General features: G+C 66.6%; 12 protein-coding genes. 6 read left to right on the top strand and 6 right to left on the bottom strand.

All coding sequences use genetic code 11. The features are described 5' to 3' along the window. Window positions 1-44: 44 nt before the first annotated feature. The 3 genes from VK92_RS16175 to VK92_RS16165 all read right to left on the bottom strand — a co-directional run bounded on the left by VK92_RS16175 (window position 45) and on the right by VK92_RS16165 (window position 2,664). The gene (locus VK92_RS16175) at window positions 45-1,376 is read right to left on the bottom strand and encodes a HAMP domain-containing sensor histidine kinase (protein ID WP_042975654.1); all 1,332 of its coding nucleotides are present in this window, start codon (window positions 1,374-1,376) and stop codon (window positions 45-47) included. A 79-nt stretch (window positions 1,377-1,455) separates the two neighbouring features. Further along, a complete protein-coding gene (locus VK92_RS16170) occupies window positions 1,456-2,133 on the bottom strand; it encodes a response regulator transcription factor (RefSeq protein WP_021160456.1) in 678 nt (225 codons plus the stop codon). Window positions 2,134-2,454: 321 nt separating this feature from the next. Beyond that, entirely contained in the window at window positions 2,455-2,664 is a 210-nt protein-coding gene (locus VK92_RS16165) for a hypothetical protein (RefSeq protein ID WP_048027488.1), read from the bottom strand. Window positions 2,665-2,942: 278 nt separating this feature from the next. Between VK92_RS16165 and VK92_RS16160 the strand changes: the two genes are divergently transcribed. Further along, window positions 2,943-3,248: a DUF4148 domain-containing protein gene (locus tag VK92_RS16160; protein WP_021160454.1), complete on the top strand. Its 306-nt coding sequence runs from the start codon at window positions 2,943-2,945 to the stop codon at window positions 3,246-3,248. A 351-nt stretch (window positions 3,249-3,599) separates the two neighbouring features. Here the strand turns inward: VK92_RS16160 and VK92_RS16155 are convergent, their stop codons facing one another. From VK92_RS16155 to VK92_RS16145, 3 genes are all read right to left on the bottom strand, one after another. Next, on the bottom strand, window positions 3,600-4,592 hold the full coding sequence (locus VK92_RS16155; RefSeq protein ID WP_048027489.1) for a LysR substrate-binding domain-containing protein: 993 nt from the start codon (window positions 4,590-4,592) through the stop codon (window positions 3,600-3,602). Between the two features lie 615 nt (window positions 4,593-5,207). After that, the gene (locus tag VK92_RS16150; protein WP_048027764.1) at window positions 5,208-6,080 is read right to left on the bottom strand and encodes a ferritin; all 873 of its coding nucleotides are present in this window, start codon (window positions 6,078-6,080) and stop codon (window positions 5,208-5,210) included. Between the two features lie 56 nt (window positions 6,081-6,136). Beyond that, a complete protein-coding gene (locus VK92_RS16145) occupies window positions 6,137-7,084 on the bottom strand; it encodes a fatty acid desaturase family protein (protein WP_048027490.1) in 948 nt (315 codons plus the stop codon). Between the two features lie 418 nt (window positions 7,085-7,502). Here VK92_RS16145 and VK92_RS16140 point away from each other — a divergent pair, with 418 nt between their 5' ends. From VK92_RS16140 to VK92_RS16120, 5 genes are read left to right on the top strand one after another with little or no spacing between them, the layout of a single operon-like run. Next, window positions 7,503-9,263: a fatty acyl-AMP ligase gene (locus VK92_RS16140; RefSeq protein WP_053077833.1), complete on the top strand. Its 1,761-nt coding sequence runs from the start codon at window positions 7,503-7,505 to the stop codon at window positions 9,261-9,263. Continuing rightward, a complete protein-coding gene (locus VK92_RS16135; protein WP_048027492.1) occupies window positions 9,260-9,970 on the top strand; it encodes an ABC transporter ATP-binding protein in 711 nt (236 codons plus the stop codon). Before VK92_RS16140 ends, VK92_RS16135 begins: the two co-directional genes overlap by 4 nt. Then, window positions 9,942-11,159, top strand: a complete 1,218-nt coding sequence (locus tag VK92_RS16130) for an ABC transporter permease (RefSeq protein ID WP_048027494.1) — start codon at window positions 9,942-9,944, stop codon at window positions 11,157-11,159. Before VK92_RS16135 ends, VK92_RS16130 begins: the two co-directional genes overlap by 29 nt. After that, window positions 11,156-11,896 (top strand): outer membrane lipoprotein-sorting protein, encoded by a 741-nt coding sequence (locus VK92_RS16125; RefSeq protein WP_021161211.1) that lies wholly within the window; start codon window positions 11,156-11,158, stop codon window positions 11,894-11,896. Before VK92_RS16130 ends, VK92_RS16125 begins: the two co-directional genes overlap by 4 nt. Beyond that, entirely contained in the window at window positions 11,886-13,205 is a 1,320-nt protein-coding gene (locus tag VK92_RS16120) for a hypothetical protein (protein ID WP_048027495.1), read from the top strand. The genes VK92_RS16125 and VK92_RS16120 overlap by 11 nt, the downstream gene beginning before the upstream one ends. Window positions 13,206-13,207: the final 2 nt, after the last annotated feature.

The following is a 13,207-nucleotide window of genomic DNA, read 5'->3' as shown; positions in this document are numbered from 1 at the left end:
GCGGCAGCGATGCGCGCGCACGTGCAGCCGGATCCGAACGACCGTCATCCGAGCGACCTCGGCCAGCATTCGATCGTCACGCGCGTGCCCGGCTCGGCATTGCCGATGCGCAGCGTGAAGTCGTGCACGTTGACGACCGTCGACACGATGCTCAGGCCGAGCCCCGCCCCGGCGAGATGCCCGGTGCGGCGGCTGCGGTAACGATGCTGCAGCACGGCCTCGCGCTCGTTCGGCGCGATACCCGGGCCGTTGTCGACCACGTCGATGCGCGGACCGGACGGCGTATCGTGAAGTTCGAGGCGCACGGTGTCGCCCGAGGTCGTGTACTTGAGCGCGTTGTCGAGCAGGTTCGTGAGCGCCTCGAACAGCAGCGCGCGATCGCCGTGAATCCGCGCGACCGGTTCGACCAGCACGACGAAATGGATGGCACGGCTGTCGGCGAGCGGCTCGAACAGTTGCCCGACGTCCGTGACGAGATCCTCCAGCGCGAGCTCGGCGAACCCGCCGCGCCGCTGCAGCGAGCCGATTTCGGCGATGCGCAGCATCGCGCGAAACCGGCTGAGCAGCACGTCGGTCTCGTTGCGTGCGCGGGCGACGAGCGTCGCCAGCGCGGCATCGTCGAGCCCGTCCGCGCGCTCCGCCGCATGCGCAAGCAGCGTATGCACGTGCGCGAGCGGCGTACGCAGGTCGTGCGCGATGCCGTCGCAGACGCCCTTCACCTCGTTCATCAGGCGCTCGACTTCCTCGAGCATGTGATTGACCAGATGCGACAGCAGGTCGATCTCGTCGTGCCCGCCGATCGGCAGCCGCTGCCCGAGGTCGCCCTGTGCGATGCGCTGCGTGATGCGCCGGACTTCCTTCAGGCGCCGCATCTGCCGCACGCTGAGAATCAGGCCGCCGACGACGCCCGCGCCCAGGCAGAACAGGCCGCCGCCGACCAGCGCCTGGATGATCGCCGCGCGAATCCGCAGGATGTGCGTCAGGTCGCGCCCGAGCACCAGCACGTCGCCGTTGGCGCGCCGCTCCGCCATCGTGCGGACGACCGGCGGCACCTGGTCGCCCGCGATCGTCATCGTGTGGTCGAGCGTCACGCCGTTGCGATCCGGCCGGATGCCGTCGGGCATCGCCAGCACGTCGCCGGCGACATGCCTGCCGTCGGCCGTGAAAAGTCCGTAGTAGTTGGTGTGCATCCGCTCGTGCTCGATCCGGTGCTGGATGGCCGCGGCAAGCTGGCTGTCCTGGAGCGAATCGAAGTAGATCATCTGCCAGTCGATCACCACGTCGGTTTCGCGCTCCATGTCGTGCGTGATGATCGATGCGATGAAACCGAGCAGCAGCATCACCGAAATGGAAAACGTCACCGCATAGACCGACACGAGCCGGAACGTGCTGGAATACCAGCGACGCTTCGGCGCCGGCGGGACGTGATCCGTCGAGGACGTCAAGGTCGCGAACTCAGCCAAGGATGTAGCCCGCGCCGCGTACCGTCTGGATCATCTGCTTCGCATCGGGCGGATCGATCTTCTTGCGCAGCCGGCCCATGTGCACTTCGATCAGGTTGGTGCCGGGATCGAAGTGATAGCCCCATACGGCCTCGAACAGCATCGTGCGCGTGATGGTCTGGCCGGCATTGCGCATCATGTATTCGAGCACGCGGTATTCGGTCGGCAGCAGCGCGATTTCATCGCCGTCGCGAAACACCTTGCGCGAGATCAGGTCGAGCCGGAGCGGGCCGACGGTCAGCGTCGTGGCGAACGGCGCCGGCGCGGTCTGGCTCCGGCGCAGCAGGACCTCCAGGCGCGCCGCCATTTCCTCGGGATCGAACGGTTTGGTCAGGTAGTCGTCGCCGCCCGCACGCAGGCCGCGCACGCGTTCGTCGACATCGCCGAGCGCGCTCAGCATCAGCACCGGGGTGCGCACGCCGACGCTGCGCATCGTGGTCAGGATCGTGAGGCCGTCGACGACCGGCAGCATGCGGTCGAGCGTGATCACGTCGAACTCGTTGCCGAGCGCGCGGGCCATGCCGTCACGGCCGTTCGCCACCCATTCGACCGTGAAGCCGCGCCCTTGCAGCTCCCTGACTATTTCGTTCGCGGTGATCTCGTCGTCTTCGATCGTCAGTACGTGCGCCATGGCCGTACCGCTCCTGGCCAGCCTGTCGGGCAGGGCCGGCGTGTTACCGGGGGAAACTGATGATGCCATTTACGATTCTCGTCTTCAGCGAAGGGACGCACGCGCTTCGACACCCGAAGGGCGCGCGCGTTCGGATGGAGACTACACGCGCGCGTGTAAATCGTGCGCGTCGACTTCATGAAGAAAGTTTCATCTACGGCGGCAACGCCCGCCGGCGTTACCGGCGCGCGTTGTTGCGACAGGATGCCGCACGGCCCGTCGCTGTCGCGCACGGACGGTCGCGATCGCTCGCTTAGAAAGGTATCGGTAAAGAATCGCGCATCAGCTTCGGTGCGGCTCCACGCCCGGTTGGTCGACGCGATGCGAAGCGACGCGATGTGTCGCGTCCTCCACACGCTGCATTCGCTCGGCCTTCTCGTGCGCGAGCGTCACGTCGGCAATCGCGAGCCCCGTTCCCTGCACCTTCGCGAACGCCAGCAGCGGTGCGCACACCAGCGCGACGAGCGCGGCCATCCTGACGGTCTCTTTCATTGCATTACCCCGATGCAGGCCGCGCCATGCGCAGCGTCGATTGATCACGGGTTCGACGATACGCCCGCACGGCTAACCGTTCGGTCGCGCGTGCATGAAGGTTTCTTTAAGGTTCGATGCGTACGACGACGTTCGCTTCCGCGCGAGGTCGGTCCGGATAAAACTAGTTTCATCTTCGCGCGGCCGTTTCGATAGTCCACGGTGCCTAACCTGTGTCGTGAGGTCGACGCTGGCAATCCACCGTACGGCCGGTTCCCAACGCTTCCCAGGAGTCGAAGATGAAACATCCCGCCCGTTACCTCGCCTGTTCCGCGCTGCTCGCGATGAGCTTCGCCGCGCATGCCGCACCGACGCTCACGCCGGCGCAATGCCACGACTATCCGTTCGTGCATACGCACGGCCCGGTCTCTCACCGGCAACTGATCAACGAGCTGAACGAACTGGAATCCGTCGGCTACAACCCGTCGTCGGGCGACGAGAGCAGCTATCCGGACGATATCGATTCGGCGCAGGCGCGCCTGATGAACGAGTATCAGAAGGATTGCACGGGCGCGGCCAACACCGTCGCGTCGAACGGCAACTGACTCGCCACCGCCGAACGATCTCCGAGTTTGCGCGCGTGCCGCGCGGCCGCGCGCTTTTTTCGTCGATGCCGCGCGCGCTGCGCGACCGCTTTTTTAACGACGGGCGGATCGCGACGGAAGGCAACGACGTGATCGTGAACGTCGCCGGACGTGCGGCGATCGGCACGATCGATTTCACCAGGTACCACGGGCTGCCGCGACCGCGCGTTGCCCCCCCCGTATGGCAATCACGCACGGGCTCGCGACCGGCTTCAACGCGTGGGGGCGCTATTCGGCGGCACGGCGCCGCTCGTCACCGCATCGCGCGTCGATCGCACCGGCGTCGCGCGCGACGGCACGACGCGTGCCGTCCTATCCGACGCGATACATCGGCAGCACGTTGCTGCCGGCCGCTTCCTGGCCCGACGCGAGCGGATGGCGCGCCTGTTCGAGCAGCCAGTTGGTCAGCACCGCGATGTCGAACTCGTTGCACGCATCCGGGTTCTGCACCAGCACGTAACTGCCCGATGCGACCGTGCAGTGCGCGAACAGCTCGACGAGCCGGCCCTGCTTCAGCAGCCCGTCCACCAGCGGCCGCCGCCCGATCGCGATGCCGTGCCCGTCGACCGCCGCCTGCACCAGCTGGTCGTACTGGCTGAAATGCAGCGCGCCGGCGGGCCGCAGGCGCGGCACGCCGAGTTCCTTCAGCAGATGGCTCCACCCGTGCCACGGCCATTCGCAGCGCGGATCGTCGAGATGCAGCAGCACGTGCTTTTCAAGGTCCTCCGGCTTCATCGACGCCGCATCGCCCGCCGTCGCCATCAGGCTCGGGCTGCAGACCGCCACGACGCGCTCGCGAAACAGCACGTCCGTATCGTCCGTCGACGTATACGGCCCCGCATATCGTACGGCCAGGTGCAAACGTTTGCGCTTAAGATCTTCAATTTCGCTCGTTGCCGATACGCGCACGTCGATGTCGGGGTAGCTTGCGCGGAACGAACCGAGGCGCGGAATCAGCCACAGCGCCGCGAACGATACGGTCGTCGACAACGAGATCGCGCGCTGTCCCACGCTCGACGACAGCTTGCCGATCACCGATTCCAGGTCGGACAACGCGAACGAGATCGCGTCGTACAGCTCCCGTCCCTTGTCGGTCAGCGTCAGGGATCGAATGTGCCGGTGAAAGAGCTCGATCCGGAGTTGCTCCTCGAGTGCCTTGACCTGCCGACTCACGGCAGATTGCGTGACGTTCAGTTCCTGCCCGGCGCGTGTAAAGCTCAAATGACGCGCCGCGCATTCGAAGCCTCTCAGGAAATCCAGCGAAGGCATACTTCTCAATCGTTTTGCCAATCTCACATTAGCCATACCGCCGCCTCAAAGTTGCACCCATCGACAGGCAAGTCGCCTTTCGTTCCCCTGAATCGTTTCTCCTATTTGGATTCTGAAGCGATTTTATATTGAAGGATGGATGCGGATCATTCTTATTTTCAATCGTGACACTTGTATTTATCTATCGATTTTAGCCACCACGGAAATTCTTACATTAAAATTATGAAGTAGTGATTTTGTAAATAAATATCCGGGTGGAATGGCGCCGGGAACGGCCTGAAAATACCCGCAAAAACAGCGCATTGCGGGCAAAAAACGATGTCATGACGGACATCCCGACGTCGCAACGGAATCACGCACCCGCGCCTACAATACAATTTCAGTCGCCCGACATATTGATTAATTTGCCGCATTACGGAAAGAAAACACACCTCAACATACACGCGGAATACCATTTAAATCCGGAATTTCATGTTTATAAAAATATACTAAACGCATGAAATTGGATTCAACCATGCAATAACAGGAAATTGATGAACCAATTGTGTCCGGAAATGAATATCCCGCCGGCCGGATACGGCACGCCGTGCTCACCACGTCATCTTGCCGGCCGGAATCGGTTCCGCCCATGCTGGGCGGAACACGCATCCGCTATATGGCGTCCACCATGCCATCCGCCACACGGTTCGTCCGCGCGGTCACTTCGCGGCGATAGCGGTTCAGCTCCTGCGCGGTCGCGAACGTGCGCTCGAACAGGATCGACAGGTTGTGCAGGATCCGCTCGACGACCTTCTTTTCCCACTCGCCGTCGAACCGGATCTGCTCGTCGAGCCAGCGCTCGAGCCATTCCGGATCGGGCAGGCGCGACTGCACGGTATCGCGCGGGAACAGCGCCTGGTTCACGTGCAGGTTGGTCGGGTGCAGCGGCTTCTCGGTGCGGCGCGCCGACGCCATCAGCACGCCGATCTTCGCGAACGCCGCGCGCGCGACGTCGCCGCAGTCGTTCAGCGCCTTCTTCATGTAGCGCAGGTAGGCACCGCCATGGCGCGCTTCATCGCGCGAAATCGTTTCGTAGATCTGCTTGATGACCGGCTCGGTGTGCCAGTCGGCCGCGCAGCGGTACCAGTGGTTCAGGCGGATCTCGCCGCAGAAGTGCAGCATCAGCGTCTCGAGCGGCGGCGCCGGGTCGAATTCGAAGCGCACCGCGTGCAGTTCCTCTTCGGTCGGCACCCTCTCCGGCCGGAAGCGGCGCAGGTATTCCATCAGCACGAGCGAATGCTTCTGCTCCTCGAAGAACCACACGCTCATGAACGCGGAAAAGTCGCTGTCGTGCCGGTTGTCGCGCAGGAACATTTCCGTCGCGGGCAGCGCCGACCATTCGGTGATCGCGTTCATCCTGATCGTCTCGGCCTGCTCGTCGGTGAGCAGCGAAGCGTCGAACTTGTCCCACGGAATGTCCTTCTCCATGTTCCAGCGCACCGCTTCGAGCGACTTGAATAATTCCGGATAGAGCATCGTCGTCACCGTCGTTGAACAACGTTCCGGCACGGCACGCACGCGGGCGGCCGGCCCCGTCGCGGTCATGCCGATTGCGTGGACGCCGGCGCCGCCGCTTCGGCATCGGGCGCACGCTCGTCCGCATCGTCGTCCACCGTGCGCGGCGACAGCCTGCCGCGCAGCAGCGCGTAATAGAACTGCCGGTACGTGCGGTGGTAATAGCGGATGCGCGGCCCGATCGCGCCATGCAGGTCGTGCAGCCGCTCGATCGGCAGGTTCGGCATCATGTGATGCTCGACGTGATAGTTGTTGCCGTTCGTGAACCACGTCATGAACGCGTTGCTCTCGATCGTCCGCGTGTTGCGGAACGGGTCGGTGCTCGTCAGGTCGCAGCGGTAGTGCTCGGGCATCTCGACCAGCGCATGCACGGGCGCGGCGACGAACACCAGCGGCACGACCCACACCCACACGACAAACCACGTATGCAGCACGACCGACACGCCGGCCAGCAGCGCGATCGCCGCGACCATCAGCAGGTGATCGCGGCGGATCGCGCGCGACACGAGCGGGTTGTCGCCGAAGCGCGCTCCCGGCACGACGAGCTTCGCGACGTTCTTCGCGAACTGGATATAGTGCGCGGCCATCGACAGCCGCCACGCCCACAGCCCGAGATTGACGACGGGGCTCGCGCCGTACTGGTCGCCGTAGTCGAAGAACTCCTTGTTCTCCGGCGTGCCGAGCAGCCGGTGATGACGCAGGTGGCTGTCCTGGTACGCGTGGAACGACACCAGCATCGGCATGCCGAGCAGCACGCCGAACACCATGTTGAGCCGCTTGCTCCGGAACCCCTGGTAGTGCAGCGCCTGGTGCTGCAGCTCGACGCCGTGTGCGTACATCGCGCCGATCAGCAGGATCCCGACGATCTTCAGGATCACATACGTCGACAGCGCGAACAGCATGCCGTGCGCAATGAGCGCGACGTATACCGCGAGCTTCAGCGAGAAGACGACGCCGCTCGGGCGGCTCTTCATGTCTGCAACCGGTTTCTGACGGGCGACAAGCGATGAGGTGACGGACAAGACGCTCTCCTTGAGCCGGACCCTGCCCGGCGCCATGACACGGCGACGCTGGCGCGCTGCCGGGTTGCAATTCTTCTGTGAGTCGATGCTTCGGACAAACGAATTTTCCGAACGCATTGCATGACGCCCGCGCATGAGCGCACCACATCGTGAACTAGACGACCGGTCGAATGCGTACCGGTCATTCACCTGGCGCGGCTTCACATGCATCCGTGCGGGGCAGACCCGAGTGGATGCGTGCCGCTCATGCATAGCCTGCAAATATTCCGTTTGTCGCGTCATGTCGATCCGGCAAGAATCCCCCTCACTCGACGAACGGCGCCGCCGGCACCGTGGCACGAGCGGCCGTGTTCCTCAACGGGAGATTCTCGTGACGAAGTGCGCATCCACCATTCATCGCCTGATCGAATCGCTCGAGGACGTCGCGGGCGCCACGCATCGCATGACGTTCGTCGACGAGGGCGGCAACGAGGCAGGCATCACGTACCGGCGCTTCGCGGAAGCAGTGTTTCACCAGGCCGGCGCGCTGCGTGAACTCGACGTGCGCGAGAACGACCTGGTGATGCTCGCCTTGCCCGCGTCGGTCGAGCACGCGGTCGCGATGATGGCCTGCGTGATGACGGGCGCGCTGCCCTGCACCGTGCCCGTTCCCGCGCGCCGCGCCACCGCCGGCAGGCAAGTGATCGACGTCGCGTGCGAGCTGTACCGGCCGCGTCTCGTCATTGCCGCCGATGCACAGGCCGCCGCGTGGCGCGACGACGCGTTTCCCGCGGCGTCGACGCGCGTGGTCGATCTCGACACGCTGTCGAGCGCCGCGGATGCCGGCGCACGCGCGCTGATCAGCGCGAAAAGCGGCCGCGACCCGCACCATGTGCAGCTCACGTCGGGCTCGACGTCGCACCCGAAAGCCGCGGTGCTCAGCCATGAGAACGTGATCGCGAACGTGCTCGGCATCGGCGGGTCGGTCCGCTTCGACATCGCGGCGGGTGACGGCACCGCCTCGTGGCTGCCGCTCTATCACGACATGGGGCTGCTCACGCTGCTGTCGAACCTGCACTACCGCGCGCCGCTGCTGATGATGCAGCCGAACAGCTTCATCCGGAATCCGCTCGGCTGGCTGAAACGCATCGCGTCGGCGCGCGCGACCACGACGTCGGTGCCGACCTTCGCGCTGCGCTACTGCGTGCGCCGCTTCAATGCCGCCGCGATGGAAGGCGTCGACCTGTCCGCATGCCGCAACATCTTCATCGGCGGCGAACGCGTGGACGACACGACGCTGCGCGACTTCGCCGCGACGTTCACGCCGTACGGCCTCGCGGCATCGGCGCTGCAGCCGTGCTACGGGATGGCCGAATCGACGCTCGCGGTGTCGATGCACCGCGCGTGGCATGAAGGCACGGTGGACGGCGCACCGTACGTGATCGCCGACACGCTCGACCGGCGCGCGCTGATCGAGCGCCGCGACGCGCAACCGGCCGCCGCGAACGATGGTGCCGACACCGAGACCGAAACCGTGCTCGCGATGGGCACGCCGATCGACGGCATGGCCTTCCGCATCCTCGACGACGGCGACCACGCGCTCGCGAACCGCGCCGTCGGCGAAGTCGCGATTCGCGGCACGTCGGTGATGCTCGGCTACCTGAATCCCGACGACGGCTCGATCGCCGCGCCGCTGACGGCCGACGGCTGGTTCCGCACCGGCGACATCGGCTACGTCGCGGACGGCCAGCTCCATATCCTCGGGCGCAAGAAGGAAGTCATCATCATCCGCGGCAGCAACTACTTCCCGCACGACATCGAGGAAGCGCTGGCATCGCATCGCACGCTGCGCAAGAGCACGTGCATCGCGTTCGGGCTGCCCGACCCCGAGACGGGCACCGAGCGGCTGGTCGTCGCGATCGAGGCGCGGCCCGCCGACGCGACGCCGCAGACGCGTGCCGAGTGCCAGCAGCTGCTCGCATCGCGCATCGGCTTCGCCGCGCAGGATCTGTGCTTCGTCGAGCCCGGCTCGTTGCCGCGCACCACGAGCGGCAAGCTGCAGCGCCTGAAATGCCGCGACCTCTATGCGAACGGCGCGCTGCCGGTCATCCACGCGGCGACGGTCGAAGCCGGCCAGGGAGCGTACGCATGACGGCCGCCCCGCTCACGCCGGTGCTCGAGCTGCGCGACGTCACGCGCGTGTACGAGGGCGCGGGCCGCGTCGTCGCGGTGCGCGACGCGACGATCTCGATCGGCCGGCGCGACGTCGTCGCGCTCGTCGGCCCGTCGGGCAGCGGCAAGAGCACGCTGCTCAACCTGGCCGGCTTTCTCGACGTGCCGAGCAACGGCGAACGCTGGCTCGAAGGCCGTCGGATCGACGACGCGCCGGACACGCTCGAACGGATCCGCCGCGAGCGCATCGGCTTCGTGTTCCAGCAGTTCAACCTGATTCCGGTGATGTCGGCGCTCGAGAACGTCGAGCTCGGCTGCTTCGCGTGGGGCACGCCGCGCACGCGCCGCGAGCGGGCCCGCGCGATGCTCGACGCGGTGGGGCTCGCCGCCCGCGAACGCCACCGCCCCGGCGAGCTGTCCGGCGGCGAGCAGCAACGGGTCGCGCTGGCGCGCGCGCTCGCCAAGGAGCCGGCGATCGTGATCGCGGACGAGCCGACCGCCAGCCTCGACAGCACCAACGCGCGCGCGGTGGCCGAGTTGATCCTCGACACCAACCGCACGCTGGGCACCGCCTTTCTGATTGCGTCGCACGACGATCGTCTGTGCGCGCACCTGCCGCGCCGCATCGAGATGCGCGACGGCGTACCGGGAGTGAATCGTGAACTGGTCGACGTTTGCGTGGCGTAACCTCTGGCGCAACAAGCGCCGCACCGTGCTGACGATGGCGATGATCGGCGTCGCCGCGTTCGCGTCGAGCCTCGCGCTCGGCTACGTGATCGCGACCTTCGACGCGGTGCGCGAAGGCTCGATCGACAGCGGCGTCGGCCACGTGCAGGTGCTGCACCACGGTTATCTCGACCTGATCGGCGAACGGCCGCTGCAGTACGGGCTGACCGCCGACGAGCAGGCAACCGCCGCGCGCGCCGTCGCCGCGCTGCACGGCGTCGCCACCACCGCGCGCGGCATCGACTTCGACGGGCTGATCTCGAACGGCGATCTCAGCTACGGCTTCGTCGGCGAAGGCATCGAGCCGAACCGCGAGCCGCCCGGCTTCTTCGACTATCACACGGTGCTGTCGGGCCGCTACCTGTCGCCCGCGAATGCCGGCACCGAAGTCGTCGTCGGCGCCGAACTCGCGCGCAAGCTCGGCGTGCACGTCGGCTCGGTCGTGCAGTTGATGGCCTCGACCGCGCACGGCGGCATCAACGCGACCGACGCGCAGATCGTCGGCGTGATGAGCACGGGCAACAAGGACGTCGACGAACGGATCGTCAACGTGACGTTCGCGGCCGCGCAGGCGCTGCTGCGCACCGACCGCGCGTCGCGCATCGCGGTGTTCCTGTCGGACACGGCGCGCACGCCGGCCGCCGCCGCGACGCTGCGCGCCGCGCTGCCCGCGCTCGACGTGAAGACCTGGGACCAGCTCGTGTCGCTCTATCACCAGGTCGTCGCGCTGTACAAGAACCAGTTCTCGGTGTTCGGCGCGATCCTGTGCGTGACGATCCTGCTGTCGATGAGCAACTGGATCCTGATGAGCATCGTCGAGCGCCGCCGCGAGATCTCGACGCTGCGCGCGCTCGGCGTGCCGGCCGCGACGGTGCGCGGCGTGCTGATCCAGGAGACCGCGTTCCTCGGCCTGCTTGGCGCGGCCGCCGGCATCGCGGCGGCGCTGCTGACGATGGTCGCGCTCAACCACGCGCAGATCCACCTGCCCGCGCCACCTGGCCGCGTGAAGCCGATCCTGCTCGAATTCACGGTTTCGCCGGCCGCCGTGGCCGCCGTCGAAGGCGCGTTCGTCGTGCTCGGCGTGGCCGCCGCGCTGCTCGCGACGCTCGGGCTCGCCAAACGCAACATCCTCGAAGGACTCGCCCCATGAACCGCATTCGCCTGATGGTCGCCGCCCTCGTCGCGTGCGCGCCGCTCGCCCACGCAGCCGACGCACCGGCGGCCCAGACCATGCTCGCCCGTGCCGACGCGTACCGCAGCACGGCCGCCGATACGCAGACCAACATCCAGATCACGAACGAGGTCGGCGGACAATCCGGCGACGCGACGCGCTATCTCGTCTACACGCGCGGCAACGGCGACACGCTCGCGCTGACGCGCAGCGGCGAGAACGACGGCCAGAAGTATCTCGCGACGACGCGCGGCCACTGGTTCTACGTGCCGAACACGCGCAGCGCGGTACGCATCAACGGGATGCAGCGGCTGCAGGGCGAGGTCGTGATCAGCGACATCACCCGCACGCACTGGGCGGACAGCTATCGCGCGTCGGCCGCGCCCGGCGCGACGACGATCGCCGGCAAGCCGGCCACCGAGCTCGACCTGACCGCGACCGATCCCGACAACGTCTACCCGACGATCAAGCTGTGGGTCACGCCCGACACCGACGTGCCGGTGCGCGCGCAGTTCTTCCTCGCGAGCGGCCTGCTGTTCCGCAGCGCCGATTTCTCCGCGCCGGTCGATGCGAACGGGCGCAAGGTGATCCGCAAGATCACCTATCGCAACGAGATCGAGAAGCAGCGCGCGAGCGTCGTCGACATCCTCGACGGCCAGCCGCGCAAGATTCCGTCGGGCTGGTTCAACCCCGACACGCTTGCCGATGGCCAGTGACCACGACGCCCATGCCGACGCCCGTCGTGACCGCCCTCGTCCCCCGTCCAGTCGCCTCCGGCTCGGCGTCGTACTCGCCGTTCCGCTCGCGCTCGGCTGCACGCTCGCGCACGGAGAATCGCTGATGGAACAGTTGAGCACGCTGAACGGCATCGCCTACGCACGCTCGGTCGACAGCATGGACGGCCATGCGCTGCTCGGCAGCCTGATCGGCGACCAGCCGCGCAACCAGCAGGAAGCGGGCCTGCTCGCGCGCATCGACGGCGAGAACCTGTTCCTGAACGCGCGCGCCGTCACGAGCAACCATTCGCTCGGCGCGCAGGCCACCCGCTTCAACGAGGCCGGCGTGCGCTATGCATTCGACAACGGCATCACGCTCACCGCCGGCAAGCGGATCGACCCGCTCGACACATCGCAGGCGTTCTTCCCGCTCGGCTTCTTCCAGAAGCGCGCCGCGACGGCCGACATCTACGACCGCTACGGCGACGTCGAAGGCACGCCGCTCGTCGAAGCGAAATGGGCCGGCGAACAGGCCACGCTGCAGTTCATCGCCGGCGAGAACCGCACGCTGCGCAACGACGTCGACAACCGCGACGTGCAGGGCGCGACGCAGCTCGTGCGCGGCGCGTACAACTGGTCGGGCGGCTCGGCCGCACTGCTCGCCGGACGTCATGCGGGCCGCGGCGGCGCGGGCGCGACGCTGTCGTTCGACGTCGCACGCTCGAACACCGTCTATGCGAGCGCATGGCTCGAACGCGGCACGACACGGCCGCTGCCGGCCTTCATCGCGAACGGCACGCCGCTCGATTCGCCGGCCGCCTACGACGCCGTCGATCGCCGCAACGACCGCCAGGTCATGTGGCGCAGCGCGGTCGGCATGCAGAGCGCATTGCCCGGCAACCTGTCGCTGATCGTCGAGTGGTCGCACGACGAGGCGCGTTACGACGCGAACCAGTGGCGCCGGATGGTCGGCGCGGTGCGCGCGAACAACGCGCTGCTGCCCGTCGCGCCCGGCGCCGCGCTGGCCGGCCTCGGCGGCACCGCCGATTTCGTGAGCGCGGACGGCAACCTGCGCGACTACCTGTTCGCGCGGCTCGGCAAGAAGATCGGCCGCGTCGAGTATTCGCTGCGCGGCGTCTATTCGCCGCAGGACAAGGGCCTGCTCGCGATCGCCCAGGTCGTCGCCGACGTGAACAAGCGCGTGAGCGTCGATGTCGCGCTCACCCGTGCGTTCTCCGACAGCAATTCCGAGTACCGGATGGTCGGTCTCGGCACCCGTATCGACGCCGCCGTGCGCGTGCGCTTCTGACA

The organism is Burkholderia sp. LK4 (assembly GCF_001043615.1).
In the GTDB taxonomy this organism is placed as follows: Bacteria; Pseudomonadota; Gammaproteobacteria; order Burkholderiales; family Burkholderiaceae; genus Burkholderia; species Burkholderia cepacia.
The sequence above is the reverse complement of the archived record's forward strand: the minus strand, read 5'-3'. Positions and strand labels throughout refer to the sequence as shown.